The organism is Sphingomonas bisphenolicum (assembly GCF_024349785.1).
Taxonomy (GTDB): Bacteria; Pseudomonadota; Alphaproteobacteria; order Sphingomonadales; family Sphingomonadaceae; genus Sphingobium; species Sphingobium bisphenolicum.
In genome coordinates this window covers 2,275,215-2,301,776 of sequence record NZ_AP018817.1, presented here as the reverse complement: position 1 = coordinate 2,301,776, position 26,562 = coordinate 2,275,215, and the positions used below count along the sequence as shown (strand labels likewise).

Here is a 26,562-nt window from a genome sequence, read left to right as displayed (position 1 = left end):
GTTTGACCCCGCCGACCCAGACGGCGATGATCCACCTTATCAAGCCGATACGGCCGCAAACCGTGATCCACATATAATCCGACCCGCGTCCTGCGGGCATAGTCAGGCGGGAGACAAGCCTTGCACAGACGCGATTTTCTGGCCTTTGGCGCCGCGGGCGCAGGAGGACTCCTTCTCCCATCCATGTTCGGCAAGGTGATTGCCGCCGAGGAACTGAACAGCGCCATCGACGTGGCGGTGAAGAAGGCACTGGCCGACGCCGCGATGAACGCGGCCAAGAGCGCGGGCGCATCCTATTGCGACGTGCGGGTCGGTCGCTATCTGCGCCAGTTCGTCATCACCCGCGAACGCAACGTCGAAAATGTGGTGAACACCGAATCGACCGGCGTGGGAATCCGCGTGATCGCCAATGGCGCCTGGGGCTTTGCCGCCACCAACGAGATGACCAAGGAAGCCGTCGCCAAGGCCGCGGGCCAAGCCGTCGCCATCGCCAAGGCCAATGCGCCGGGCCAGAGCGCGCCGGTCCAGCTCGCCCCGGTGACGGGCGTGGGCGAGGTCAGCTGGCGCACGCCGATCGTCAAGAACAGCATGACCGTGCCGATCAAGGACAAGGTCGACCTGCTGATGGGCGTGAATGCCGCGGCGCTGGACGCCGGAGCCAGCTTCATCCGTTCCATCCTGTTCCTGGTGAACGAGCAGAAATATTTCGCCAGCACCGACGGCAGCTATATCGACCAGGACGTGCATCGCATCTGGGCGCCGATGGAAGTCACCGCGGTCGACAAGGCGAGCGGCAAGTTCCGCGTGCGCGAAGGCCTGTCGGCGCCGATGGGGCTGGGCTATGAATATCTGGACGGGGCGGCCAGCGGCAAGACCGTGCTGCCCAATGGCGTCACCGTCTATGGCCAGTCCTATGATATGAAGGAAGACGCCGTCGCCGCCGCCAAGCAGGCGATGGCAAAGATCAAGGCGCCTTCGGTCAAGCCCGGCAAATATGATCTGGTGCTCGACCCGTCGCATACCTGGCTGACGATCCACGAGTCGGTCGGCCATCCGCTCGAACTCGACCGCGTGCTGGGTTACGAAGCCAATTATGCCGGCACCAGCTTCGCCACGATGGACAAGCTGCAAAGCCATTTCCAATATGGCAGCGACAAGGTGAACATCGTCGCCGACAAGACCCAGCCGGGCAGCCTGGGCGCCGTGTCCTATGACGACGAAGGCGTGAAGACCAAGAAGTGGGATCTGATCCGCGACGGCAAGCTGGTCGGCTATCAGGCGATCCGCGACCAGGCCCATATCGAGGGCAAGGCCGCGTCGGACGGCTGCGCCTATGCCGATAGCTGGTCCAACGTGCAGTTCCAGCGCATGGCCAATGTCAGCCTGGAGCCGGGCAAGGCCAAGATGAGCGTCGCCGACATGATTTCCAATGTCGAGGATGGTATCTACATCATCGGCGACGGCAGCTTTTCGATCGACCAGCAGCGCTATAACGCCCAGTTCGGCGGGCAGCTCTTCTACGAGATCAAGCAGGGCAAGATCACCCAGCAGATCGAGGATGTCGCCTACCAGATCCGCACGCCCGAATTCTGGAACGGGTGCGCCGGGGTATGCGACGCCAGCGATTATCGCCTGGGCGGCTCCTTCTTCGACGGCAAGGGGCAGCCGGCACAGGTTTCGGCCGTGTCGCACGGATCGTCGACCGCGCGCTTCAACGGCATCAACGTCATCAACACCGCCCGTTCGCTCGGCTGATCGGTTAGGGAGACAAAGATATGAGCATCCTTTCCGAAGCACAGGCCAAGACGATCCTGACCAAGGTCGTGGGCTTTTCCAAGGCGGACGAATGCACCGCCCAACTGATCGGCGCGATCCGCGGCAATGTTCGCTTCGCGCGCAATGACGTGTCCACCGCGGGCATCACCGACAATATCGAACTGTCCGTGCAGGTCGCGTTCGGCAAGCGCGTCGGCACCGCGACGATCAACCAGTTCGACGACGCCGCGCTGGAGCGCGTGGTGCGCCGCGCCGAGGAGCTGGCCAAGCTGGCCCCGGAAAATCCGGAATTCATGCCGGCGCTGCCCAAGCAGACCTATATGAAGACCGATACGTTCAGCGCATCGACGGCGGGTATCGACGCGGCCTATCGCGCCAAGGTAGCGACCGATTCGATCGGCCCCTGCCGCGCCGAGAAGCTGATCGCGGCAGGCTATCTGGAGGATCAGGCGGGCTTCGTCGCCTTCCTGAACAGCAAGGGCAATTACGGTTACCAGACGTCGACCAGTTCCGACTATACCTGCACCGTCCGCACCGAGGATGGGCGCGGGTCCGGCTGGGTCGGGCATAATGTGCAGGACGTCGCGACCTTCAACGCGGGCGAGGATATTCGCGTCGCCATGCGCAAGGCGAGCGCGTCGGCCGAGGCCAAGGCATTGGAACCGGGCAAATATACCGTGATCCTGGAACCGGCGGCGGCGGCCGGGCTGGTCGCCTTCATGATGTTCTTCTTCGACGCACGATCGGCCGATGAAGGCCGCAGCTTCCTGTCGAAAAAGGGCGGCGGCAACAAGCTGGGCGAGCAGGTCTATGGCCCGCAGGTCACGATGTTCACCGACCCCGCCTATCCCGGCGCGGCGGTGCTGCCCTGGGACGATGGCGACAACCTGCCGCGCAAGAAGCTGCCGATCATTCAGAACGGCAAGCTGGTGAACATGAATTACAGCCGTTTCTGGTCGCAAAAGCAGGGCAAGCCGGAACAGGCGCAGTTCGGCAACGTCATCATGGAAGGCGGCACCAAGTCGACCGCCGACCTGATCCGCACCACCGAACGCGGCATATTGGTGTCGCGCACCTGGTATATCCGCATGGTCGATCCGCAGACGGTGCTGCTGACCGGCCTGACCCGCGACGGCACCTTCTATATCGAAAATGGCCAGATCAAATATCCGGTGAAGAATTTCCGCTTCAACGAAAGCCCCGTCATCATGCTCAACAATGTCGAGGAGTTCGGCAAGCCGGTGCGGGTGAAGAGCGACGAATCGGACATGGTCATGGTGATCCCGCCGATGAAGCTGCGCGACTTCACCTTCACCTCGCTGTCGGACGCGGTGTGAGGTCGACGCCCAAGGCATGACGCGCAGCGACTTTCTCCGGTTGATGGCGGGCGGTCTGGCCAGCGGGTTGCTGGCCCGGCCGTTCGCCGCCGCCGCGGCAGCCGGGGGGTATGATTTCTGGTTCACGCGGTTGCGATACGATTCGGGCGACTGGGACGTCGACCAGCGCATGCCGTCGAACATGATCACGTCCCTGATCGACTATACGACGTTGCGGGTGGACCCCAAGGAGCATGTGGTCGCGCTATCGGACCCCAAGATGCTGACCGCGCCCTTCTGCTACATAGCGGGGCACAAGCTGGTCGAATTTTCGGCGGCCGAACGCCGCAATTTCGAACGCTATGTCCGCAATGGCGGCTTCGTGATGGTGGACGATTGCAACCATGACATAGACGGCCTGTTCGCCCGCTCGTTCGAGGCGCAGATGGCAAAGATTTTCGGGCCGAAGGCGTTGAAGACGCTGCCCAAGAGCCATGGCCTCTACCGCAGCTTCTTCAAATTCGATGATGGGCCGCCCAATACCGGGCTGGAACTCAATGGCTGGGGCGACGATCTGGTCCACAACTATCTGAAAGGGATAGAGGTGAACGGCCGGCTGGGCGTTCTGTACAGCAACAAGGATTATGGCTGCGAATGGGATTATGACTGGCGCAACAAGCGCTTCCTGGCCGAGGACAATACGAAGTTCGCGGTCAATATCGTGATGTATGCGCTGTCGGTGTGACAGCCCCCTTCCCCGTTCCCGCCATTCGTCCATCAAGGGACATGACATGACCGAAATTACCGAAGCCGAAATCCAGGCCCGTCTTGCGCGATTGACCCAATTGCGCGCGGCGATCGGGCAGGCGATCGTCGGTCAGGCCGATGTGGTGGAGCAATTGCTGATCGGCCTGCTGGCGGGCGGCCATTGCCTGCTGGAAGGCGTACCGGGGCTGGGCAAGACGCTGCTCGTCCGGTCGCTGGGCGAGGCGTTGAAGCTAGATTTCCGCCGCGTCCAGTTCACCCCCGACCTGATGCCCAGCGACATATTGGGCACCGAATTGCTGGAGGAGGATCATGGCACCGGCCATCGCAGCTTCCGCTTTCAACAAGGGCCGGTCTTCACCAACCTGCTGCTGGCCGACGAACTCAACCGGACCCCGCCCAAGACGCAGGCGGCGCTGCTGGAGGCGATGCAGGAAAAGACAGTCAGCTATGGCGGCGTGACGCATCAACTTCCCAAGCCTTTCTTCGTGCTGGCGACGCAGAACCCGCTGGAGCAGGCCGGCACCTACCCCCTGCCCGAAGCGCAACTCGACCGCTTCCTCCTCCATGTCCGCGTCGATTATCCGACCGAAGAGGAAGAACGCGCGATCCTGGCCCAGACCACCGGGGCGACGGCTGGCATGGTCCCCATGGTCATGGAGGGCGAGGATGTGCTGGCGCTCCAGCGGCTGGTGCGCGACGTGCATTTCAGCGACGAGTTGCTCCATTGGGTGACGCGGATCGTACGGGCGAGCCGCCCCGGCGACGGCGCACCGGAAGATATCCGCAAATATGTGAAATGGGGCGCAGGGCCGCGCGCCGGCCAGTCGCTGATCCTGTGCGCCAAGGCGCGCGCGCTGCTGCATGGTCGTCTGGCCGCAACGCGCGAGGATATCGCCGCGCTCGCCGCGCCGGTGATGCGCCATCGCCTGCTGCTGTCCTTCGCCGCCGAAGCGGAGGGGCACAGCGCCGACGACGTGGTCGCCGCCCTGATCCGCGCCGTGCCGCTCGCCTGAACCCGGCCCGGCGATGGTCGACCTGATCCCCCCTGACGTGCGCAGCCGCCTTCGCGGCCTGCGGCTCGTCACGCGTCGGGCGGTGGGATCGCATGGGCTGGGCCAGCACCGGAGCCATAGCCGGGGCGCGGGGCTGGAGTTCGCCCAATATCGCGCCTATGAACCGGGCGACGAACTGCGACAGATCGACTGGAAACTCTACGCCCGGTCGGACAAATTCTTCGTGCGCGAAGCCGAGCGCGTAAGCCCGGTCGCGGTGTGGATAATGATCGACGCCAGCGCCTCCATGGGGCAGGCCGACGCCGTGCGTCCTGACTATTGCCGTCTCGACGCGGCCAAAAGCATCACCGCCGCCATCGCCGAACTGGCGATGGCACAGGGCGACCGCTTCGGCTTCATGGCGCTGGGTGACGAGGGGCTGGCATTGCTGCCGCCCGCGACCGGCGCGCGCCAGCGCGACCGGCTGCTGCTCGACCTGCTGACCGTCCATCCCGCGCGCGGCTTTGCGGCGGAGGCGCAACTGGGGCCGGTGTGGGAGCGGATCGGCGCGCATGACCTGGTCATCCTGCTGAGCGACTGTTTCGATGACGGCGCGGTGGCGCTGGCGGAGAAACTGGCGGCGGCCGGGCGCGAAACGCTGGTGATCGAGATGCTGACCGTCGCCGAACGGGATTTCCCCTTCGACGGCGGCTATCGCTTTCGCGATCCCGAAACGGGCGAGGAATATCTGGGGGACGGCGCGGCATTGCGGGCCGGATTCATCGCCCGCTTCGGGGAAGCCCGCGCCGCGCTGCACGCCCGGCTGGACGGTGCGGGCATCCGCCATGTCGCGCATGTGCTGGACGAACCGATCGACCTGCCGCTGCGCCGCCTCTTTTCCGCCCATGGCGCGGCGGACTATGCATGAGCATGGGACTGCTCTTCCCGGCGGCGCTGGCTGCACTTTTGGCGCTGGTCGTGCCGCTGGTCATCCATATCGCGCGCAAGAGCGAGCAACGGCCGACCGATTTCGCCGCGTTGCGCTGGCTGCGGCAGAAGCCGAAGCCGCGCTCCCGGCTGCGCTTCGACGAATGGCCCTTGTTGCTGGCAAGGATGGCGTTGCTGGCGCTGGCGGCATTGTGGCTGGCGCAGCCGATCCTGTTCGGCGCGGCCGATCGCAGCCCCTATGTCGCCGTGGTGCCGGGCGCGCAATTTGACGCCGCGGCGTTCGGGGATAGCCGCCTCCGCTGGATCGCGCCGGGCTTCCCGGAGATCGACGCGCCCCGGCCGGCCGGGCCGCTGCCGATCGCCAGCCTGATCCGGCAGATCGACGCGGAATTGCCGGCCGGAACGCCACTGACTATCGTCACGCCCTCAATCATCGACGGCGCGGACGCCGATCGGCTGCGCCTTTCGCGCAAGGTGACATGGCGGATCACGAGTGGGAACATGGCGGATGCCGACGTCAAGCTGGCACCGCCGCCGGGCCTGTCCGTTCGCGTCGATGCCGATCATCGCGGCGCGCTGCGCTACATCCGCGCCGCCGCGCTGGCATGGCAACCGGCGGGACGTGAGGCGGATATCGACACGGCGTCGATCGATGCCCCGCTGCCCGACCGGCGACGGATATTGGTCTGGCTGGCAGGCGGCACCTTGCCGGACGGCGTCCTGCGCCGGGTGGAGGATGGCGGCACGGTGCTGGCGGCGAGCGATGCACGCTTGCCGGGCGGCCGCCCTGCCCTGCCGGTCTGGCGCGACGAACTGGGCGTCCCGATGGCGGAGGCGCTGCCGATCGGCAAGGGACGCCTGCTGCATTTCACGCGCGCGCTGACGCCGGCGCAGATGCCCATATTGGCGGGCGCGGATTTCCCCGTTCAATTGCGCGCGCTGTTAGCCCCCTTGACGCCACCTGCGCGCGTCGCCGCCGCCGATTATGCACCGTTGACGGGCGGGCGCAGCTATGACCAGCCGCCGCAATCCTTGCGGCCCTGGTTGGCCCTGCTGATCGCGCTGGGGCTGCTGGTCGAGCGCTGGATGGCGACGCGCCGCAGCAGGGGCGTCGCGCCATGACGGCGCTGCTCGCGCGCTGGATCGCGCCCGCACGCTGGCGGGCATTGACCGATACGTGGGCGTTGGCGTTGCCGTTACTGGTCGCTGCCGGCACCGTCGGCTGGCGCTTGGGGGGACCGGCCTTCGCCCTGTTGCTGGTCGCGATCGGCAGCGCCATTGCATTTTTCATCGCGCGTCGGCGCGCCGCTCGCTTCGATCGCGCCTGGCTGGTCCGCAGCCTCGACAATAATCGCCCGGAACTGGAGGACAGCAGCGCGCTGCTGTTCGCCCAACATGCCCCGCTTGCGCCGTTGCAGGTGCTTCAGCGCGATCGCATCGCGGCGCGGATCGATCATGGCACGCCAAAGGATCTGAGGCCCGACTGGTCGCGCCGGTCGCTGCTGGCGTTCAGTCTTGTGGCCGTAGCGGTGGTCGTCGTCGCCCTGCTGTGGCCGCGTCCCGGCGAAGGGCCGCCGACCCTGGCACCCGCGCTGGAAGGCCTGCCCGCCCGGCCCGGCATCCCGCGCCTGATCGCGCAAAATCTGCGCATCATCCCGCCCGCTTATACCGGCATGCCGGTGCGCGATTCCGCCTCGCTCGATGCGCGCGCGCCGCAGGGCGCGCGGCTGGAATGGACGCTGCGGTTCGATCCGCAGGCGAGCGCCCCCCGTCTGGCGATGCTTGCAGGCCAACCGCCGGGCCTGCGCCGCGACGGCGAGACATGGATCGCCAGCCGGACGCTCGATGCGTCCTTTCTCTATCGCATCGATCCCGCCGACGCGCGCGGCCCGCCCCCGCCGCTGCACCGGATCGACGCCATCGCCGACTCGCCGCCGCAGGTGAAGGCGCTGTCGCCGACCGCCAGCCTGTCCATGATCACGCCGGGCCAGCGCAGTTGGACCCCAATCTTTGCCGCGACCGACGATTATGGCGTCGCCGCGACCGCCCGGCTACGCGTGACGCTGGCCATCGGCGAGGGCGAGAATGTGACCTTCAGCGAACGGGAAATCGCCGTAGCGGGGAGCGGCCCGGCCCGCGACCGACGCTTTGCGCCGCGGCTCGACTTTGCCAGCTTCGGTTTCGTCGCTGGCGGCGACATGGTCGTGCAGTTGATCGTGCGCGACAATCGCTCCCCCGCTCCGCAGGAGATGCGCGGTCCCAGCCTGATCCTGCGCTGGCCATCGGCAAAACAGCCCGAAAGCAGCGGGATGGAGGGGATGGTGAACACCACCCTGCCCGCTTATTTCCGCAGCCAGCGGCAGATCATCATCGATGCAGAAGCGCTCATCAAACAGAAGCGCGCGCTGGCGTCCGACCGTTTTGTGACGCGATCGGCGTCGATCGGCGGCGACCAGCAGATATTGCGTGGCCGCTACAGCCAGTTTCTGGGTGGCGAGGAGGAAGGCGAGCCGGAATCGCCGACCGCGGACGGACATAGCGAAGGCGACGGCCACGACCATGGCGGACCGCCGAAACAGCCCAGTGCCGGCTTCGGCGCGCCGGAGGATGTGCTGGGCGATTTCGGCCATCCCCATGAGGATAGCCCCGCCTCCAGTCTCGATCCCGAAACCCGCGCGATCCTGAAACAGGCCGTCAACGAAATGTGGCAATCCGAACGGGAGTTGAAGCAGGGGCGGCCAGACCTGGCCCTGCCCTTCGCCTATAAGGCGCTGCGTTTCATCAAGGAGGTGCAGCAGGCGACCCGCATCTTCCTGTCGCGGGTCGGCCCGGAATTGCCGCCGATCGACGCGACCCGACGCATGACCGGCAAGCGCGAGGGGCTGGCGAACCGCACATTGGGCATCGCCCCTGTAGAAGGACGCGACGGCCCCGCCGCTGCCGCATGGCGAGCGCTGGGCGACGGGCCGGATGCGATCCGCGGGCCGATCGCGCTGGGCGCCTTGGAGGCGTGGACGCGCACCAATGCCGGGCGACTGCCCGATGCGCTGGCGCTGACGGGGGCGATCGACGCGGTGCGCAGCGATCCCGCCTGCACGGCCTGCCGCGCCCGTTTGCGCGCGCAGCTCTGGACGGCGATGGAGCGGCCGCTGGCGCGTCCGGCCCGGCGTCGTCCGGTCGATGCGGCCGGTGCACGCTATCTGGGCGCGATCGGAGCGGCGCCATGACGGTTGAGTGGGCGGTTGCGCTGATCCTGGGGCTTGCCACGCTCCTCGCCTGGGTGCGACTGTGCCTATGGCATAGCCGTGCGGCGGCGACGGGCCAGGCTGCGTCCGTCCGGCTGGCATTGCTGATGCTGCTCCAGCCGGTGGTGTCGGTTCTGCTCTACTGCGCCCTCTTCCCGCCGATGATGAATGGCGGCGCGACCAGCCTGCGGATTGCGACAGCCGGCACATCGCGCCTTGCCGTTGCGGCCGATGGCGCACCGCTGATCCTGCTGCCGGAAGCGCCCGCGATCGGCGGCGGCGAAGCGGCGCCCGATCTGGCCACGGCGTTGCGGCGTCATCCCGGCGTCACGGCCATCCATGTGCTGGGCGACGGACTTGGCCCGCGAGACGTGGACGCCGCGCGGCAGGTGTCGGTGCGGTTCGACCCGCCACCGCTGCGGGCCGGCATCGTCGATCTGGCGCCACCGCCGGGGGTGGCGGCCGGCGGTCGCTTCATGGTGGGCGGAACGCTGGCCGGGCTGGACAACGCAACGATCGAGTTGATCGACCCGGCGGGGCGCCTGACCGACAGCGGTGCGGCCGACCGGGACGGGCATTTCCGGCTCGCCGGCACGGCGCGGGCGGCGGGCGCGGTCAGCTTCACGCTGCGCGTGCGCAAGGACAAGCGCCTGATCGAACAGGCGGACGTGCCGGTCTGGGTGACGGAAAGCGCCCGTCCCAAGCTGCTGATCCTGGCGGGTGCGCCGGGGCCGGAGGTCAAATATCTGCGCCGCTGGGCAAGCGATGCCGGCTTCGACGTGACGACGCAGATGAGCGCGGGCGGCGGGATCGCCCTGGGCGACGCGCCGGTGGCGCTGGATGCGGCAGGGCTGCGCCGGTTCGACGTAGCGATCGTGGACGATCGCGCCTGGGCGGGGATGCGTGGCCCGTTGATTGCGGCGGTGCGCGGCGGATTGGGGCTGGTTCTGCGCGCGGGCGGCGCAATCGACGGCGCGACGCGGTCGCAATGGCAGGCGCTGGGCTTTGGTCTGAGTGGTCCGGGCGGCCTTATGCCGCTGGCCTTGCCCAAAGCGGCCGAAGAAGCCGTTGCCCGCACCCGCCATGGCATCGGCAGCGACGATGCGCCGGTGGACATGGCCTTGCCTGAAGACATCGCGCCCGATGTCAGTCGCCTGGGCCTGACGCCTGGCGACGATGGGGCCGTGCCCTTGCTGGAGGATGCGGGCGGCGCGACGCTGGGGGCCTGGCGGGCGATCGGATTGGGGCGTGTCGCCCTGTTCACCGGAATCGATAGCTATGCCCTGACCCTGACCGGGCGGCGCGATCTCTATGGCGACTGGTGGCAGGCGCTGCTGACGGCGGTCGCGCGGCCTGCGCCGTCCAGCCAGATCGTCCCCGGCATTGCTTGGGCGGACGAACGGATGGCGCTGTGCGATATTGGCAGCGATGCGGTGGTCGAAACGGCCGATGGCGTATGGACCAAGCTGGTGCCGGTGGCGGGATGCGGCGGCTTCTGGCCCGCAAAGGCCGGCTGGCACAGGCTGCGCGTCAAGGAGGACATTCGCCCCTTCCACGTTCAGGCGCGCGATGCATTGCCGGCCATGCGCGCCGCGCGCGACCGGCAGGCGATGGCCATGCTGTCCGCCACCTCTCGCGACGCGCCGACCATGGCGATCGCGACCGGCAGTTCCGGATCGGCCTGGCCCTTCTGGGTGGGATGGCTGGCGGCGAGCGCGCTGCTCTGGTGGCTGGAGCGGTCGCGCATTGGTCGTCACGCCGCCCTTCATCCCGTGCGGCAGTAGCTGCGCCATAGCAAGGGCGCGTGGCTATCGGCTTTGGGCGCGTCAGTCGGCCATGTAGAAGTCGCGCAGCGCCCGCGCATCGTGCAGGGCGTTGTGCGGCACGCGGCTGTTGGCGGCGGCGCTGAAGCCGGCGGCATTGATGAGTTCGAGCCGCAGCCCGAAATCCACGCCCGCCATCTTGCCCGGCCCGGTCACCAGCAGCGCGCAGAAATGCGACAGATCCTCTGGCCAGTCGGCGATGATGACCGGATCGCTGTCTCCTTCCAGATAAGCGGCGACATGATCGGCCGCCTCGACCCGGTTCAACTCCAGGTCGATGCCCGGCGGGACGTGGCGCAGATAGGGGATGACATGCTTTTCCACCCATGGCTCGATCTCTTCGGGCAGCGGCAGTGTCACGTAAAATTCCTGGTCGCCATGTTCGGGAACCAGCGCGACGCTGATCAGCGTACCGCCAAAGCCGTTGAATTCGGTGTCGAGAAAATAACGCATGAAAAGAGAAACTGCCTGCCGGGGATAGGATGAAGCATGCCTGCGCGGTGCCTGTAGCATTTGCGTGACGGATGCCAAGCTGCCATGCGCATCGCGCGTGGCCGCCATGGGACGAATGGCTGCCCGCAAGAGAGAAGGAAAGCGATCATGATCCCGCGGGAATATCTGGATTCGGCGCAGGTGCCGGGCGGGCAGGAACTGAAACTCTACCGGCGCGGCGCCGATCACATGATCGTGCTCGACCGCAACGAACTGATGAGCAGCCGGATGAGCGGGTCGGAAAAGCAACTGGCGCTGATGACGATCGAACGGTTGCAGGGGCGTAAGGCGCCGCATCTGCTGGTCGGCGGCTATGGCATGGGTTTCACCCTGCGCGCGGCGCTGGGCGTGCTGGATGGATCGGCGCGTGTGACCGTGGCCGAACTGGTCCCCAAGATCATCGAATGGGCGCGCGGGCCGATGGCGGAATTGATGGCAGGGTGTCTTGACGATCCGCGCGTCGACTTGCGGATCGAGGATGTCGTGCCGGTAATCGCGGCGGGCCAGGCGGCCTATGACGCGATCCTGCTGGATGTCGACAATGGGCCTGACGGCTTGACCGCGGCGGCCAACGACCGGCTCTATTCGGCTGGCGGACTGGCAGTAGCCAAGGCAGCGCTGAAGCCCGGCGGGATATTGGCGATATGGTCGGCGGGATCGGACGACCCGTTCACCCGCCGCCTGCGCAATGCAGGGTTCGAGGTGGATGAGGTCGCGGTCAAGGCGCGCGACAATGGCAAGGGGCCGCGTCATGTGATCTGGTTCGCGCGGAAACGCTGATTGTTTGGGCTGTTATGTTCCTGCGCAGGCATTCAATGGAAATCGCGTGACCTGGGCAATATGCGCACGTCACGGGGATGGCGATGCGGGAATGGCCTCGCGGCTTTTCCGCTCTCATGCCCCTCGCTCAGCCAGTCCAGCGCCCGGCTGGCGTCGGTGACGCGATCGACCATCAGGTGGACGACATTTTCCTTGCTGCGCTGGACTTCGCCGTGGATCAGCATCAGCCGCGACGCCATCACCGCGCGCCGCTGCTTTTCCATGTCGCGCGCCCACAGCAGCGCGTTGACGATGCCGCTTTCATCCTCGATCGTGATGAAGACCGCATTGCCCTTGCCCGGCCGCTGGCGGATCAGGACCACGCCCGCCACCTTCACCTTCGCGCCGTCCTTCGCGCTATTGACCGATGCGCAGTCGATGACGCCGCGCCGGGCGAAATGGTCGCGCAGAAACTGCATCGGATGGCCTTTCAGCGACAGGCGGTGGGTGTGGTAATCGATCGCGACTTCTTCGGACAAGGCCATGGCCGGCAGCATCGGATCGGCTTCGCGGCCGAGTTCGGGCAGATCCTGCGCAGCGAAGAGCGGTAGCTGGGCCGGCGGCACGCGGCGCGCGTCCCACCCCGCCTCGCGCCGGGTGCGACCGATCGAGCGCAGCGCGTCGGCGTCCGCCAGCAAGTGAAGCGCGCGCGCGGGCATCCCGGCGCGTCGGGCGATATCCTCCATGTCGCGGATCGGCGCCTCCGCCCGCGCCGCGATCAGCGCCCTGGCCCATTCCTCACGAAACCCGTCGATGCGGTTGAGGCCAAGGCGCAGGATGCGCTCCCCTTCCAGGCTGCTATACCAGTCGCTCGCCTGCACATCGATCGGCCGCACCTCCACGCCATGTTGCTGCGCGTCGCGGACCAGTTGCGCGGGCGCGTAGAAGCCCATCGGCTGGCTATTGAGCAAGGCGCAGGTGAATACGGCCGGATAATGGCATTTCAGCCACGAGGAGACATAGGCGAGCCAGCCGAACGCCTGAGCATGGCTTTCGGGAAAGCCATATTCGCCGAAGCCCTCGATTTGCTTGAAGCAGCGTTCGGCAAAATCGCGTTCATAGCCGCGTTTCACCATGCCTTCGATCAAATCAGTCTGATATTTACTGACTTCTCCGGTGCGACGAAATGTCGCCATCGCCCGACGCAATCCATCCGCTTGGGCCGGTGAAAATCCGCCCGCGACGATCGCTAGCTTCATCGCCTGTTCTTGAAAAAGGGGGACACCCATCGTCTTGCCCAGCACTTCTTTCAACTCGTCGGGATTGCCCGGCGGGCCGGGCAGTTCCGGCTTCTCCTCTCCATTACGCCGCCGCAGATAGGGATGGACCATGCCGCCCTGGATCGGGCCGGGCCGCACGATCGCGACCTGGATGACGAGGTCGTATAGCTCCTTGGGCTTCATGCGGGGCAGCATCGAGATTTGCGCGCGGCTTTCGACCTGGAAGGTGCCGATACTGTCGCCCTTTTGCAGCATGGTGTAGGTCGCCTCATCCTCCACCGGCACCCGGTCCAGCGTCAGATCGGGCAGGCCATGCAGCCGCATCAGGTCGAAGCTCTTGCGGATGGCGGTCAACATGCCGAGCGCCAGCACATCGACCTTCATCAGTTGCAATGTATCGAGATCATCCTTGTCCCATTCGATGAAGGTGCGATCGGGCATGGCGGCATTGTGGATCGGCACCAGTTCGTCGAGCCGCCCCTGGCTCAGCACGAAACCGCCGACATGCTGCGACAAATGACGGGGATATTCGAGCAGCTGGCTCGCCATGTCGCGCAACCGGGCGAGTTCGGGATTGGCGGGATCGAAACCCGCCTGGGTCACCCGCGCTTCGGGCACTTGCTGATCCCCGCTCCAACTCCCCCAGACGGTGCCGGACAGGCGCGCCGTCACATCCTCGGTCAGGCCCAACGCCTTGCCGACTTCGCGCAGGGCGCTGCGCTGGCGATAGCGGATGACCGTCGCGGCGATGCCCGCCCGTTCGCGCCCATAGCGGCGGTAGACATATTGCATCACCTCCTCGCGCCGCTCATGTTCGAAATCGACGTCGATATCGGGTGGCTCATGCCGGTTTTCTGACAGGAAACGGGAGAAGAGCAGCTTTTGTTCGACCGGATCGATCGGCGTGACGCCCAGCAGGTAGCAGACCAGCGAATTGGCCGCCGACCCGCGTCCCTGGCACAGGATCGGCGGGTCGAGGCTGCGGGCGTAAGCGACGATGTCGTGGACGGTCAGGAAATAATAGGCGTAATTGCGTTTGCGGATCAGCGTGAATTCCTCGTCCAACGTCTCCTGATATCGGGGCGGCAATCCGTCGGGAAAGCGCGCCTTCGCTTTCTCCCCCACCAGATGCTCCAGCCAAGCCTGCGGCGCCCAGCCCGCCGGCACCGGTTCGTGCGGATATTCATAGACCAACTGATCCAGCGTGAAGTCGATGCAGCCCAGCAAATCCTGCGTCGCGGCGATCGCCTCCGGGCAGGCAGCGAACAGGCGCGCCATTTCGGCCGGGTCTTTCAGGTGCCGCTCGGCATTGGGGGCAAGGCGGCGGCCCGCCGTCTGGATCGTCAATCCTTCCCGGATGCAGGTGAGGATATCCTGCATCGGCCGGTCGTTCGCTTCCGCATAGAGGACATCGTTGGTGGCGATCAGCGGCACATCGCACTGGGCCGCCAGCGCCCGCCGTCGCGCCAGCATCCGCGCGTCGCGCCCCGATCGCCCCATCGTCGCGGCGAGCCAGAGATACGGCGTCAGCCCGCGCAACTGCGACAGCAGGGTGGCGTCGCCATCCATTGCCATCAAAGCCATGTCCTGCCCATGGTCGATCAGGTCCGCCAGTTTGAGTTCGCACGCGCCCTTGATCGTGCGGCGATTCCCCTCGGTCAGCAGCCGGGTCAGCCGACCCCAGCCGAAGCGCGTGCGCGGATAGGCGATGATGTCGGGCGTGCCGTCGGCAAAGACCAGCCGCGCACCGACGATCAGGCGCATGGTGACGCCCAGCGGCTTTAGATCCTTGAGCGCCTGATGCGCGCGCACTACGCCCGCCACCGTATTGCGATCGGCAATGCCGATGCCGGTCATGCCCAGATGCGCGGCCTGCTGCACCATCTTCTGGGGATGGGATGCCCCGCGCAGGAAACTGAAATTGCTGGCGGCCACGACCTCTGCAAAGTCGCTCATGCGAACAGGCCGTGGAGATACCAGCATATCTCCGTTTCTTCGCCGAACAGGCCATGGCGGAACATCCAGTAGCGGCGCCCGTCGCCATCCTCGATCCGGTAATAGTCGCGGGTGCGCCCTGCCCCGCCCGGTTGATGCCCGTCCCGCCTGCGCCACCATTCCGCCGCGATCCGTTCCGGCCCTTCGGCCAGCCGCACCTCATGCAGCCGGTCGCGCCAGCGGAAACGCTGGGGCGGGCCATCGGGCACGCCAGCGATCACGGCAACAGGCTGGGGCGGATTGAACAGCAGCAGCGGCCGGGGCGCACGATCCGGCGCGGCGGGCCAAGATTGAGGCTGAGCCTGCGTCGCTGGCACGAAAGTCTGTGCGCCCTCGGGGATATGCCGGTCACAGGGTTGCAGGCGACGGACATTGTCCGGGCCAAGGCGAATGCCGAGCCGGTCGATCAGGGCGACGATATTCGCCTCGCCTGCCCTGGCCGCCTCTCCCTCCATCGCCTGCTGCCGTTCGACCAGCGGCTCCACGCGCGGCACCGCCAGCAGAACGGCGTCGAAGCCGAAACCGGGGTCGAGCGGATCGGCCATCGTGTCGATCCGCTCGCGCAGCAGGCGCAGCACGGCGGCGGAATCGCGCACCGGCTGTCCGGTTTCGATCGCCAGACCCTGACGCGCGCCGTCGCTCCGCAGCAAACGGATGACGAAACGGCGACCGCCCAGCTTACGCGCCTCCATCTGCCGCGCGGCCTGATCCAGCAGATCCTCGATCACGTCCATCACGTCCTCGGTCCGGGCGATCGGTTCGGGAAAGCGCGCCTCGGCCCGGATCGGGGCGGAAGGACGGCGCGGCGCGATCGGACTGGGCGCTTCGCCCAATATCTGGCGCAACCGGGTGACCGCCTGTTCGCCGAAGCGGGCGGCGATCATGCCCATGGGCCGCCGGGCCAGATCGCCGATGGTGCGCAGGCCAGCCCGGCGCAGCGCGGCCAGCGCGCCATCGTCCAGTTCGAGCGCCGCGACCGGCAGCGCCGCGACATCGTTACCCCGTTCGCCATGGCGGGCCAGGGCGCGGGCCGCCATAGCATTGGGACCAAAGCCATGGCGGCTGCTGTACCCGGCCAGCGCGCGGGCCTGCTGCGCCAGCGCCTGCGCGCCGCCAAACAGATGCGCGCAGCCCATAATGTCGAGAATGACCCCGTCCGGCGCATCGAGCGCGACCATCGGGGTGAAGCGGCGCATCGCCTCCAGCACCCGATCAAGCGCCAGCGCATCGGCGACGGGATCGGCCGGGCGCGTGACAAGCGTAGGACAGCGCGCCCGGGCATCGGCCAGCGTCATGCCCGCGACCAGCCCTTGCCCAACGGCCAGAGCATCCACCGTCGCCAGCCGCAGCGCATTGCCGACCCGCGCCACCAGGGCTAGCGGTTCGGCAGCGCCATCGTCAGGCGACCTGCCGCTGCTCGGCCCCATCGTCGCCCGCATCCGTTCGCAGGCGAGAAAAGGGAACCACAGCGCCAGGCAGAGGCGCTTGTCCGTCTGCGTCCCTGAAACATCCACCTTCACTATCCCATGTCAGTCGCCAGCGGCCGCCCGCAGGCCCGCCCCGGCAGCGGAGCAATTCGGCCTCGATCGCCGGCCAGCCGGGCGCGTCCGCCTCCAGCGCGACGGAGGGTGCGCTCCTGATCGTCCAGCGGGTTTGCGCGCCGCTCGATCGCGGTTCGGCATCGCCTCGCAGCAATATTATGCAGGTGCCCGAGGCTTCCGCCGCCAGCACCAGGCGGCGGCTGGCGGTCAGATCATAGTCGGCAAAGCGTCCTTCGCTTTCCATCAGCACCGCCGCCACGCCCGGACAGCGCGCCGCCTCCAGCCCGGCGCGCAGCATGTCGACCTCGGTCCGCGTCTCCACGATCGTCAGGCGGCCGGGCTGGATGCCCAGTAGCGCCAGCCCGTCGCCAGAAAACAGTGTCGGCAGGCGTTGTCGACGCGGCGTGCGCAGGGCAAAGATCGCGCCCGATCCGGCAAGCGGACCATGCGTCAGGGCAAAGGCCAAGGCGGCCGCCCGATCCTCGGTCTGGCTGTGAATTTCATGCAGATGTCCCTGCTCAAGCGCCGGACAGGGTGCTTGCGCTTCTGGCGCTGCCGGACGCGCGCCGCTGATGGGACCATTGCCTGCCATATCTCGAATCGCTCCCTATGTTCTCTTTATGTTCCCAATGCGCCTATTCGTCCAGCATGGAAATCGTACAAGAGAGGGGAAGTGCGAACGATCCCTGCAAAAATGCTGCAATTCCGACTACAGCAACCTCATATCCAGTTGCACGGCAGCGGGCTTCCCGCCCGCGCGCAGATCCGAGGCTGTAGCGGCGGCGACACGCAATTTGGCGTGCAAGCGTCGATTATCCATCCATCGACCTTCGACGCCTATGAATCGGCCTTCTTCGTCAGTCATGGACGAATTTCTGATCAGACAGGCAGGCGGCAATGCGCCCATCCCTGACCCATTCTTGATCAGGAAGGGAAGCTGCCGTCGATCCAGTCCAATATCTCCGCCGCCTCGGGCCGCTCCAGCCAGTCGGGGCTGACATGGAGCCAATGGAGAGTACGCCCCGGCCCCACCAGCAACGCGGCGGGCTGCGGCAATTCCCAACTGTTGGTGCCGGTCACTTCACCGATCCAGCCGGCAGGCGGCGGCGATGGGCGATTGTCGGGCTGGAAGCTGATGCCCAGCAGGCGCGCCAGGCCATTGTCCCTGTCGGAGGCCACGGCAAAGGGCAGGCCATGGCGCGTCTTGATATCACGCAGGCGATCGGGTTGCTGCGGGCTGAGCGCCACCAGCGGAATCTGGCGGTCTTGCAGCGCGGGATGCAGCGTGTCCGCATAATAGGGCAAGGCGATGTTGCAGGCCGGACAACCGGCGAAGCGGAAGAAGATGAACAAAGCCGGGCCATTGGCAGTCAGCCTGTCCAGATCGAGCGTGTCGCCACCCACTTCGGCGAAGGACAAAGGTGGCAGGATATCTCCCGGCTGGGCGATCGCCGCCGGGTCGAAGCGTTCGACCAGTTGCCTACGCTGGCCCGCATTGGCCGCCAGTTGGGCCGGGTGCCAGCTCCGCTCGCGCTCCGCCTGCAAGGCGGTAAAACGGTCCTTGAGCGTTTCGGTGAGAAGTGTCGCCATCATGATCTCCTTGGGTCGGGATCATGATGGCGATAGCTGGCGGTCCTCGCTAATGAGAGTTGCCGGTCCAGCGACGAAGAATCGTCATAGTTTCAGGCGGCATCCCGCCGGGCGGGTGCTTGTTGGTGACGGCTTGCCGGGATGGACAGGCCGAGATTGCCGCGCAACGTGTCCGCCTCATAATCGGTGCGGAACAGGCCGCGGGCTTGCAGGATTGGCACGACCTCCTCGACGAAGCGCTTGAACTGTGAGGGATGGCCAAGATGGACGTTGAGCCCGTCAAGCGCGCGCCCTTCAAACCAGCGCTGGATTTCGTTCGCCACGGTTTCGGCCGATCCGACGAAGGGACTGCCACGACCCGCGCGCGCCTTTTCCACTGCCTGGCGCAGGGTCAGCCCCTGTTGGACGGCAAGATCGGTGACCTTCTTCGCCTGCGTGTAGAAGCTGTTCTTCGCATGTTCAAGCGCCCCTACCGGGAAGAACGCGTCGGGATCATATTGGCGGAAATCATGCCAGCCGAAGGGACGGCCGAACTCCGCGAGCGCCTGATCGAAACTCTGGTCCAGTTGGCGATAGTGACGCTCGATATCCTTCGCATGCGCATCGCTATCGCCGACAGTGACGGAGAAGCCCGGCAGGATGACGATCTCATCCGGGTTGCGCCCCTGCCGCGCCGCGCGGCCTTTCAGATCGGCATAAAAGGCCTGGCCCTGCTCGATCGTCGCGGCATGGGTGAAGATGGCGTCGGCGATGGTCGCGCCCAGATCACGGCCCTGATCGCTGTCGCCGGCCTGGAAGATCACCGGTTCGCCCTGCGGCGAGCGCTGGAGGTTGAGCGGGCCGACGACCTGGAAAAATTCGCCGTCATGGTCGAGGCGATGCAGCTTGTCGGCATCGAGGAACTGCCCGGTCGCCCGATCGCGGACCAAGGCCCCCTCCTCCCAGCTCGACCAGAGGCCGCGCGCCACGTCGAGAAATTCGACGGCGCGGCGATAGCGGGTGTCATAGTCGAAATGGTCTGGCTGGCTGAAATTGCCCGCTGTGCCGGCGTCGCCGCTGGTGACGACATTCCAGCCGGCGCGTCCCTTGCTGATGAGGTCGAGCGAGGCGAAGCGGCGGGCCAGGTTGAAGGGATCGTTATAGGAGGTGGTGAGCGTGCCGACGAGGCCGATATGCTTCGTCGCCACCGCCAGCGCCGACAGGAGGGTAAGCGGCTCCAGCCGGTTGAGATAATGGGGCGGCGAGTTGGCGGTGATGAACTGGCTGTCGACGATGAAGACGAGGTCGAACTTCGCCGCCTCCGCCTGTCGCACGACATCGATATACCAGTCGATATTGACGCTGGCGTCGAGCGGAATGTCGGTATCGAGCCAGCGATTGCTGTCGCCGGGGCCGCCGACGCCGGTGGGGACGAGGCCCAGTTTCAATTGGCGCTTGGTCATGTCTTATCCTCTTGCGTCAGGCGTCGAAACCGGGCGACTGGCGCTCGGCCTTGCGCAGGGCCGCTTCCCAGACGAGATCATGATGGGATTTGGCGCCTTCCGCGGGCTGACGATCCCGGCTGATCTGGCGGCGCACTTCCTGCTGCGCCTCTTCCGGTGCGATCAGCACGCGGTCGCGACCGATGGACAGGGTGCGGACCTGCGCCTTGCAGGCCTCCTCCAGATGATAGATGCCGCTGAACGCCTCGCCCGGCGACGCGCCGAGCGCCAGCGTGCCGTGATTGCGCAGCAGCATGACCTTCGTATCGCCAAGGTCCGCGACCAGACGTTCGCGCTCGTCCAGATTGAGCGCTACGCCTTCATAGTCATGATAGGAAAGGCGCGGGATCAAGGCGAGCGCGCGCTGGTTGAGCGGCAGCAATCCCTCGGCATGGGCGGAGACGGCCACGCCGTCGGCGCTGTGGAAATGGGCGATGAAATGGGCGTCGTCGCGCGCGCCGTGGATCGCCGAATGGATCACATAGCCGGCATAGTTGATGCCATAGTCGCTGTCCCCGATGACATTACCGTCGAGGTCGACCTTGACCAGGCTGGACGCGGCGATTTCATCGAACATCAGGCCGAAGGGGTTGATGAGGAAATGATGATCCGGCCCCGGCACGCGGGCGGAGATATGGGTGTAGAGAAAATCGTCCCAGCCATAGAGGGCCGACAGGCGATAGAAGGCGGCGAGGTCGACGCGGACCTTCCATTCTGCTTCGCTGATACCGGATGCACGGAAACGATCGTCTTTCAGGACTGTAGCCATGGGGATGCTCCTTTGCGGGCAGATGTAGGGCGGCGACCGGGGGCCGCCCAATGAGAATGTCTGAAGGATCGATGCGCGCTGCTCATGCGGGGAAGATGCCCGGATCGACGATGCGTCAGACATCGACATGGACAGGTAATTCGCCATCGGCATGGAAGCGATCGACCACGCGCTGGAGCGGCGTGATGACCGCTGCGTCGGGCGCGACGAGAACGGGATTCTGCCGATCGACGATCAACTTCGCCAGCTTGGGATCGACGCCGGTCGCCTTGGCGAACAGCACGGCATAGGTGTCGGGATGCGCCTGCGCCCATTGGCTGGCGGTGCGGAAGCGGGCGAGTACGTCCTTGAGCGCCGCGCGCTTGGCCGGGTCGTCCAGCGCCGCCTGCGAGGCGGCGATCAGGCTGAGGCCGGTATTGATCCCCTGCCCGTCGCGCAGCACCCGCGCACCGCGCGCTTCCGCCGCTATCTGGTATGTACCGAAGGTCGCCCAGGCGTCGATCCGCCCGGCGGCGAAGGCGGCCGCGGCGTCGTTGGGCAGCATGAAACCGATATCGACGCTCTTGCGATCGACCTTCGCCTCCTTGAGCGCTTCGAGCAGCAGATAATGGGAGATGCTGCCCCGCGCGCTCGACACGATCACGCGGTGGCCGGGAAGGCCGGCCACGTCGCGGATCGGCGAGCCGGGCGGCACGACGATGCCGATGTCGCGCGTGGAGGAGATGGAGCCGGCGATCACCTTGAGCGGGACGCCGGCCGCGACCGCCAGCACGACTGGCAGGTCGCCCGCCGGCGCAGTATCGACCGCCCCGGCGTTGAGCGCTTCCAGCAACGGCGCCGCGCCGACGAAATTGGCCCATTCTATGTCATAGGCCAGCCCCTTGAGCGCGCCGGCGGCTTCCGCCTTGGACTGGAGCAGATGGACCTGATCGCCCAGGACCAGTTTCGTGCGGCCGCCCTTGCCGGCCCCACCGCAGGCGGCGAGGCCGAGCGCGGCGGCACCGGCGAGAAAGGTCCGGCGATCAGAAAGCAAGAGCGATGCGCCCATAATAATAACCGCCTGCGGGGTTGAAGGGCGAAGGGCCATAATAGCCCTGCCCGGTCTGGGGATTGCCCGGCCCGTTCTTTTCGGGGCGGACGTCGAACAGGTTCGTGGCGCCGACCGACAGGGTAGCGAAGTCCGTCACCTTCGCGCTGACGCTCAAGTCGGTGATGATCTTCGCGCCGAAATAGCGATCGTCGCCCGCCGCCGTGCGCTGCGTATATTTGCCGTAGCGGGTGTTGGTGATGCTCAGGCCGAAAATGCCCTTGCTCCAGTTCAGCGTGCTGACCAGCTTGCTGTGCGGCTGGAGCACTTCCAGTTCGCCGATCTTGTCGCCGCCGAAAAAGACGGAGCCGGCGCCGAGCAGCGACGCGCCATTGGCGCCGAACAGTTGCGACGGGGTGGCGACGACGTCGGTGACCTTGGTCCTGCTATAGTTGAAGGCGAAGGTGACGCCCAGCTTGCCGAAATCGCCAAGGCCGGTCGAATAGTCGGCGACAAGATCGAAGCCCTTGGTTTCGGTATCGGCGGCGTTGATGAAATATTCGGCCTGCTCAATGTCCGACAGGCCATTGGCAGCCAGGATGGCGGAGATGCCGGTGCCGAACAGGCGGCCAGTACGCTCGATCCGGTCCTTGATCTTGATATAATAGCCATCGAGCGTGATCGATAGCGCCGGCAATGGCGTGAAGACGATGCCGAGGCCCGCATTCCAGGTCTTTTCGGCCTTGAGCGGCTTGGCGCCCAGCAGCTTGCCGACATTGCTGTCCGCCGTCACCAGCTTGGCGACGGTCGGGCGCAATTCGGTCTGGCCCGTCTCCGCATTGAAGAAGGACGACGTACGGCCGTCCGTCTGGGCATAGCCGATCTGGGTCAGCGATGGCGCGCGGAACCCTGTACCCACCGTACCGCGAATGGCGAGCGCGGGGCTGAATTCGTAGCGGCTGTTGAGTTTCAGGCCGATCGGGCTGCCCGACCCGTCGCTATAATGTTCGGCGCGGACGGCTGCGCCGATATACCAGGCGTCGATCGGATAGATGCCGAGGTCGACATAGCCGGCATAGACTTTGCGGCTGATGTCGGCCTCATCATCGGGAGAAAGGACGATCGCGCCCTGCACCACTGGCGACGCAACGCGGCCGACATTCCAGTCATATTGCTGGTCACCGGGTTGGAACGTGTAGGTTGCCGGTTCATAGGCGAGCGGATCGCCGGCGAAGGTGCGGAAGCGGTCGAGACGATATTCGCCGCCGATCGAGACTTGCAGCGGCTTGGCGAAACCGATGTCGAACTCGCGATGCAGATCGACATTATGGGTCCATTGGCGAAATTCGAAATTGGCGAGATTGGGCCAGGTGGTCGGGCTGTCCGGGCCGAGCGACGGACGGATGGAGAGCTTCGAAAACTGGCGGCTGGCGTTGCGGCCGAAGGAGGAGGAGAGATCATAATCCCAGCCCGCCAGCGTACCACGCAGGCCGCCGACGAACTGGAAGTCCGTCTCATCGATATTGTTGAGCGGATAATAGCCGTCCGGGAAGAGCGCGGTGAAATTGGCGGTGCTGTTGGGGCGACGGAAATTATTGCCGATCTGCGCGTCGCGCTCGCCATAGGTGCCGAAACTGTAGAGGGTGGCATTGTCCGTGACCGGCAGTTCGGCATTGTAGCTGAGGTTGAACGCCTTGATCTGCGGGTCGCCATTATGGGCGCCGTCGCGGTTCCAGGCGGCGTTGCGCGCATTGGCGTCGGCGATGTTCGCCTCGACCTGTTCGCGGGTCAGGCCGCTGCTGGCCACCACCTGATCGATGGTGCGGCCGGCGGGCAGGCCGTAGAGATTGGTGTCAGTCGCAGCCAGGTTCCACCAGGCGCCGCCGCGCTTGCGGATGTCGCCGCTGACGGTCAGGAAGCCCCCATCGTCGCCGATCTTCGTGCCGTAGCGGATCGTGCCCTTCCAGCTATCCGGCTTGCCATTGGCCGAATAGAGCGTGCCATAGGTGAAGTCGCCGCTCAGCCCTTCCTTTTGCGCCAGTTGGATATTGATGACGCCGGCGATCGCGTCGGTGCCATATTGGGCGGCGGCGCTGTCCTTGAGGACTTCGATCCGGTCAATGCCGCTGGTCGGGATCAGGTCGATATCGACCGGGTTCGCACCGGACGTGTCGGCGGTCGAATTGCTGAGGAAGGCCCCGTTGTGGCGACGCTTTCCATTGACCAGCACCAGCGTGTAGGCCGGCGCCAGACCGCGGTTCGTCACGGGGCGGCCGATCGAGAAGACGCCGGCATGGGTCGAACCGAAATTGAGCGACGGCAGCAGCTTGGACAGCGCCTCGCCAAATTCGGCCGAGCCGGTCGCCTGCAGCTTGTCGGCGCTGACCACGTCGATCGGTGCCGGGCTTTCGGCCACGGTCCGGGGCGCGCCGCGGACGCCGGTGACGATGATGGTGCCGGCGTCGGCCGCTGCATCGTCAGGAATGCCAACAGCCTGCGCCGATGCCGGTGAGACGGCGAGTGCGACAACCGTGAGCGCCGAGGATGCGAGATAGTAAGCGGTGTTCTTCATGGATATTCCCCCAAAACAGACTTGGGGCCTGCCTATTTTCTATTTATTTAGTTGAGAAATGATTTTGAGAATAGATTGATGAGAAAATCTGAAATTTAGATCATCTTTGCTCCTATAAACTTATTGTTTAGTTTACTTGACCAAAGCTTGAATCGAAAGCGCCCGCGACTTCACGCTTGCCCTCGGTGAGCCCGGCCTTTTGGAAGCGGGCCGTGATCGCCTGTTCGTGCGCGATGATTTTCGCGTCGATCGGCTGTGCGATCCGGTTGTTGCGGTCGAAGCTGGCGCGGGCAATGTCGAGCGGAAGGCCTGTCTCTTTCGCCAGCACCTGTGCAAACTGATCGGGATGCGCCCGCGCCCAGGCGACCGCTTTGGCTTCCCGCTGGAGGAAGTCGGCCAGCATCGCGCGCTTGGGATCGATGGAATCGGCGTTGGCGACGTCGATATAGAGCGGCAGGCCATAGTCCTTCGCATCGACCACAGCGCGCGCGCCTTCCTTGATCGCGACATTGGTGTAAGGCGTCCAGGTCGCCCAGGCGTCGATCGCGCCGCTGTCGAACGCCGCTTTCGCGTCGCCCGGTGGCAGGAAGGTGACGCGCACCTTGTCGGCCGGGATATGGGCGCGTTCCAGCGCCTGCAGTAGCAGATGATGGCCGATCGACCCGCGCGTCGTCGCCACCGACTTGCCCACAATATCCTGCGCGATTTTCAATGGCGAGCCGGCCTTGACCAATATGGCGAGCGCGTCGCTCGCCTGATTGGCTGGCGCCTGCACGGCGATGGCCTTGACCGGACTGCCGCTCTGATAGGCGAAGATGAAGGGCGCATCGGCGGCCAGGCCCAGATCCGCCGCGCCGCCGCCGACCGCCTCCAGCAATGGCTGGGCGGCGGGAAATTCCGACCATTCGACCGTATAGGGCGCGCCGTTCAGCACGCCCGATGCGATCATCATCGACCGGACCTGCCCTTTCTGGTTGGCGACGCGCAAAATCTTGTCATCGCTCCGCTTAAAGGTCGCGGCGGCGAGCCCGATGCCCGCCACCGCGATAAGGGACGCCGACAGGATGACGACGTTTTTCCTGGCCATGGATCAGCCCGCCAGTGCAAGGTCGGATGCTTCGCGTTCGGCGACCTTACGGCGCACGACCGGCAGCAATTCGCGACCATAAAGGATGGAATCCCCCAACGGATCGAAACCGCGGATCAGGAAATGGTCGATGCCGATGTCGTAATAATCGAGCATGGCGTCAGCCACCTGTTCGGGCGTGCCGACCAAGCCGGTGCTGTTGCCCGCCGCGCCGGTCAATGCCGCAACGCCGGTCCACAAACGCTTGTCCTGGCGGTTGCTGCTGGCGGTATCGAGCAGGCGGAGCGAACCGGCATTGGGCGGTCGATGTCCGGTGAGCGGCAAGCCGGCGGCGACGCGGTTTTCGCGCACCTTTTCCTCGATCTCGCGCGCCCGTTTCCATGCCGCTTCCTCGGTATCGGCGATGACCGGGCGCAGCGACAGCGAGAAACCCGGATTGCGGCCATAACGCGCCGCCGACTTGCGCACGGCCCGCACCGTGTCCTGCACCGCTTCGAGCGTTTCGCCCCACAGCGCATAGACATCGGCATGGCGACCCGCGACGTCGATCGCTTCCGCCGACGATCCGCCGAAGAAGACCGGCAGATTGTCGGGTTTGATCGCGCTGAACGCCTGACGGATGTCGTAGAACTTGCCCCGATGGTCGAAGGGCTTCGCCTCGGTCCATTCCTGCCGCAGGATGGTCAGATATTCGTCGGTCCGGCTGTAGCGTTCGGCCTTCACCGTTTTGGTGTCGCCGTCGCGGGCCATTTCCTCGTCCGCGCCGCCGGTGATGATGTGGACCGCGACGCGGCCGCCCGAAAGCTGGTCAAGCGTCGCAAGCTGGCGCGCGGCGACCGTAGGCTGGGTGAAGCCGGGACGATGCGCGACGAGGAAGCCGAGCCGGGTCGTGATTGCGGCGGCATGGGCCGCGACGATCTGGCTTTCCGGGCTGTTGGAGCCGAAGGGGATGAGGACGCGGTCGAACCCGCCCTCTTCCTGCGCCCTCGCCGCTGCGTTGACATAGTCGGTGTCGAGGACGCGGCTGCGCACCGCCGCCTGCGTTTCGGAGCCGTTATTGAAACCGATATAGCCGATGAACTTGACGCTCATGCATAGTCT

21 protein-coding genes are annotated in these 26,562 nt (G+C 65.8%); 10 read left to right on the top strand and 11 right to left on the bottom strand.

Going from position 1 to position 26,562, the window contains the following annotated elements:
• Nucleotides 1-120 precede the first annotated feature (120 nt).
• Genes SBA_RS11325 through SBA_RS11290 form a run of 8 tightly spaced genes read left to right on the top strand, consistent with a single transcriptional unit; the run spans nt 121 to nt 10,829 of the window.
• On the top strand, nt 121-1,755 hold the full coding sequence (locus SBA_RS11325; protein ID WP_224546047.1) for a TldD/PmbA family protein: 1,635 nt from the start codon (nt 121-123) through the stop codon (nt 1,753-1,755).
• A 20-nt stretch (nt 1,756-1,775) separates the two neighbouring features.
• Complete coding sequence (locus SBA_RS11320) at nt 1,776-3,113, top strand: TldD/PmbA family protein (RefSeq protein ID WP_261934502.1); 1,338 nt, start codon at nt 1,776-1,778, stop codon at nt 3,111-3,113.
• A gap of 16 nt (nt 3,114-3,129) precedes the next feature.
• A complete protein-coding gene (locus tag SBA_RS11315) occupies nt 3,130-3,837 on the top strand; it encodes a DUF4159 domain-containing protein (protein WP_261934501.1) in 708 nt (235 codons plus the stop codon).
• 46 nt (nt 3,838-3,883) lie between these two features.
• Nucleotides 3,884-4,873, top strand: a complete 990-nt coding sequence (locus SBA_RS11310; protein WP_261934500.1) for an AAA family ATPase — start codon at nt 3,884-3,886, stop codon at nt 4,871-4,873.
• 13 nt (nt 4,874-4,886) lie between these two features.
• Entirely contained in the window at nt 4,887-5,780 is an 894-nt protein-coding gene (locus SBA_RS11305) for a DUF58 domain-containing protein (protein ID WP_261934499.1), read from the top strand.
• A complete protein-coding gene (locus SBA_RS11300) occupies nt 5,777-6,922 on the top strand; it encodes a BatA domain-containing protein (RefSeq protein WP_261934498.1) in 1,146 nt (381 codons plus the stop codon). The genes SBA_RS11305 and SBA_RS11300 overlap by 4 nt, the downstream gene beginning before the upstream one ends.
• The gene (locus SBA_RS11295; protein ID WP_261934497.1) at nt 6,919-9,027 is read left to right on the top strand and encodes a DUF4175 family protein; all 2,109 of its coding nucleotides are present in this window, start codon (nt 6,919-6,921) and stop codon (nt 9,025-9,027) included. The genes SBA_RS11300 and SBA_RS11295 overlap by 4 nt, the downstream gene beginning before the upstream one ends.
• Nucleotides 9,024-10,829: a carboxypeptidase regulatory-like domain-containing protein gene (locus SBA_RS11290; RefSeq protein WP_261934496.1), complete on the top strand. Its 1,806-nt coding sequence runs from the start codon at nt 9,024-9,026 to the stop codon at nt 10,827-10,829. Before SBA_RS11295 ends, SBA_RS11290 begins: the two co-directional genes overlap by 4 nt.
• Before the next feature lie 42 nt (nt 10,830-10,871).
• Here SBA_RS11290 and SBA_RS11285 read toward each other — a convergent pair whose 3' ends face one another.
• Nucleotides 10,872-11,321, bottom strand: a complete 450-nt coding sequence (locus SBA_RS11285) for a hypothetical protein (RefSeq protein ID WP_224546038.1) — start codon at nt 11,319-11,321, stop codon at nt 10,872-10,874.
• A 147-nt stretch (nt 11,322-11,468) separates the two neighbouring features.
• Between SBA_RS11285 and SBA_RS11280 the strand changes: the two genes are divergently transcribed.
• Complete coding sequence (locus SBA_RS11280; protein WP_261934495.1) at nt 11,469-12,140, top strand: spermidine synthase; 672 nt, start codon at nt 11,469-11,471, stop codon at nt 12,138-12,140.
• Between the two features lie 32 nt (nt 12,141-12,172).
• Here the strand turns inward: SBA_RS11280 and SBA_RS11275 are convergent, their stop codons facing one another.
• The 3 genes from SBA_RS11275 to SBA_RS11265 are packed head-to-tail and all read right to left on the bottom strand — an operon-like array spanning nt 12,173 to nt 17,527.
• Complete coding sequence (locus SBA_RS11275) at nt 12,173-15,355, bottom strand: error-prone DNA polymerase (RefSeq protein ID WP_261934494.1); 3,183 nt, start codon at nt 15,353-15,355, stop codon at nt 12,173-12,175.
• Nucleotides 15,352-16,821 carry a Y-family DNA polymerase gene (locus tag SBA_RS11270; protein WP_261934493.1) on the bottom strand — a complete coding sequence of 490 codons (1,470 nt, stop codon included), beginning with the start codon at nt 16,819-16,821 and terminating at the stop codon, nt 15,352-15,354. Before SBA_RS11270 ends, SBA_RS11275 begins: the two co-directional genes overlap by 4 nt.
• Nucleotides 16,793-17,527 carry an ImuA family protein gene (locus SBA_RS11265; RefSeq protein WP_261934492.1) on the bottom strand — a complete coding sequence of 245 codons (735 nt, stop codon included), beginning with the start codon at nt 17,525-17,527 and terminating at the stop codon, nt 16,793-16,795. Before SBA_RS11265 ends, SBA_RS11270 begins: the two co-directional genes overlap by 29 nt.
• Before the next feature lie 81 nt (nt 17,528-17,608).
• Here SBA_RS11265 and SBA_RS11260 point away from each other — a divergent pair, with 81 nt between their 5' ends.
• Nucleotides 17,609-17,848 carry a hypothetical protein gene (locus SBA_RS11260; RefSeq protein WP_261934491.1) on the top strand — a complete coding sequence of 80 codons (240 nt, stop codon included), beginning with the start codon at nt 17,609-17,611 and terminating at the stop codon, nt 17,846-17,848.
• A gap of 11 nt (nt 17,849-17,859) precedes the next feature.
• On the opposite strand, the gene SBA_RS11255 is transcribed toward SBA_RS11260, so the two are convergent.
• From SBA_RS11255 to SBA_RS11225, 7 genes are all read right to left on the bottom strand, one after another.
• The gene (locus SBA_RS11255) at nt 17,860-18,525 is read right to left on the bottom strand and encodes a peroxiredoxin-like family protein (protein ID WP_224546274.1); all 666 of its coding nucleotides are present in this window, start codon (nt 18,523-18,525) and stop codon (nt 17,860-17,862) included.
• 92 nt (nt 18,526-18,617) lie between these two features.
• Complete coding sequence (locus SBA_RS11250) at nt 18,618-19,967, bottom strand: LLM class flavin-dependent oxidoreductase (protein ID WP_261934490.1); 1,350 nt, start codon at nt 19,965-19,967, stop codon at nt 18,618-18,620.
• 16 nt (nt 19,968-19,983) lie between these two features.
• Nucleotides 19,984-20,775: a class II aldolase/adducin family protein gene (locus SBA_RS11245; protein ID WP_261934489.1), complete on the bottom strand. Its 792-nt coding sequence runs from the start codon at nt 20,773-20,775 to the stop codon at nt 19,984-19,986.
• Between the two features lie 115 nt (nt 20,776-20,890).
• Complete coding sequence (locus SBA_RS11240; protein WP_261934488.1) at nt 20,891-21,823, bottom strand: ABC transporter substrate-binding protein; 933 nt, start codon at nt 21,821-21,823, stop codon at nt 20,891-20,893.
• Nucleotides 21,798-24,374 (bottom strand): TonB-dependent receptor plug domain-containing protein, encoded by a 2,577-nt coding sequence (locus SBA_RS11235; protein WP_261934487.1) that lies wholly within the window; start codon nt 24,372-24,374, stop codon nt 21,798-21,800. Before SBA_RS11235 ends, SBA_RS11240 begins: the two co-directional genes overlap by 26 nt.
• 127 nt (nt 24,375-24,501) lie before the next feature.
• Nucleotides 24,502-25,461: an aliphatic sulfonate ABC transporter substrate-binding protein gene (locus SBA_RS11230; protein WP_261934486.1), complete on the bottom strand. Its 960-nt coding sequence runs from the start codon at nt 25,459-25,461 to the stop codon at nt 24,502-24,504.
• Between the two features lie 3 nt (nt 25,462-25,464).
• Nucleotides 25,465-26,553, bottom strand: coding sequence for an LLM class flavin-dependent oxidoreductase (locus SBA_RS11225; protein WP_261934485.1), 1,089 nt, complete (start codon nt 26,551-26,553; stop codon nt 25,465-25,467).
• Between the last annotated feature and the right edge of the window lie 9 nt (nt 26,554-26,562).

Coding starts and splice junctions, on each gene's coding strand:
- SBA_RS11320 (WP_261934502.1), top strand. CDS start 1,776: ATGAGCATCCTTTCCGAAGCACAGGCCAAGACGATCCTGACCAAGGTC.
- SBA_RS11315 (WP_261934501.1), top strand. CDS start 3,130: ATGACGCGCAGCGACTTTCTCCGGTTGATGGCGGGCGGTCTGGCCAGC.
- SBA_RS11310 (WP_261934500.1), top strand. CDS start 3,884: ATGACCGAAATTACCGAAGCCGAAATCCAGGCCCGTCTTGCGCGATTG.
- SBA_RS11305 (WP_261934499.1), top strand. CDS start 4,887: ATGGTCGACCTGATCCCCCCTGACGTGCGCAGCCGCCTTCGCGGCCTG.
- SBA_RS11300 (WP_261934498.1), top strand. CDS start 5,777: ATGAGCATGGGACTGCTCTTCCCGGCGGCGCTGGCTGCACTTTTGGCG.
- SBA_RS11295 (WP_261934497.1), top strand. CDS start 6,919: ATGACGGCGCTGCTCGCGCGCTGGATCGCGCCCGCACGCTGGCGGGCA.
- SBA_RS11290 (WP_261934496.1), top strand. CDS start 9,024: ATGACGGTTGAGTGGGCGGTTGCGCTGATCCTGGGGCTTGCCACGCTC.
- SBA_RS11285 (WP_224546038.1), bottom strand. CDS start 11,321: ATGCGTTATTTTCTCGACACCGAATTCAACGGCTTTGGCGGTACGCTG.
- SBA_RS11280 (WP_261934495.1), top strand. CDS start 11,469: ATGATCCCGCGGGAATATCTGGATTCGGCGCAGGTGCCGGGCGGGCAG.
- SBA_RS11275 (WP_261934494.1), bottom strand. CDS start 15,355: ATGAGCGACTTTGCAGAGGTCGTGGCCGCCAGCAATTTCAGTTTCCTG.
- SBA_RS11270 (WP_261934493.1), bottom strand. CDS start 16,821: ATGGGGCCGAGCAGCGGCAGGTCGCCTGACGATGGCGCTGCCGAACCG.
- SBA_RS11265 (WP_261934492.1), bottom strand. CDS start 17,527: ATGGCAGGCAATGGTCCCATCAGCGGCGCGCGTCCGGCAGCGCCAGAA.
- SBA_RS11255 (WP_224546274.1), bottom strand. CDS start 18,525: ATGGCGACACTTCTCACCGAAACGCTCAAGGACCGTTTTACCGCCTTG.
- SBA_RS11250 (WP_261934490.1), bottom strand. CDS start 19,967: ATGACCAAGCGCCAATTGAAACTGGGCCTCGTCCCCACCGGCGTCGGC.
- SBA_RS11245 (WP_261934489.1), bottom strand. CDS start 20,775: ATGGCTACAGTCCTGAAAGACGATCGTTTCCGTGCATCCGGTATCAGC.
- SBA_RS11240 (WP_261934488.1), bottom strand. CDS start 21,823: ATGGGCGCATCGCTCTTGCTTTCTGATCGCCGGACCTTTCTCGCCGGT.
- SBA_RS11235 (WP_261934487.1), bottom strand. CDS start 24,374: ATGAAGAACACCGCTTACTATCTCGCATCCTCGGCGCTCACGGTTGTC.
- SBA_RS11230 (WP_261934486.1), bottom strand. CDS start 25,461: ATGGCCAGGAAAAACGTCGTCATCCTGTCGGCGTCCCTTATCGCGGTG.
- SBA_RS11225 (WP_261934485.1), bottom strand. CDS start 26,553: ATGAGCGTCAAGTTCATCGGCTATATCGGTTTCAATAACGGCTCCGAA.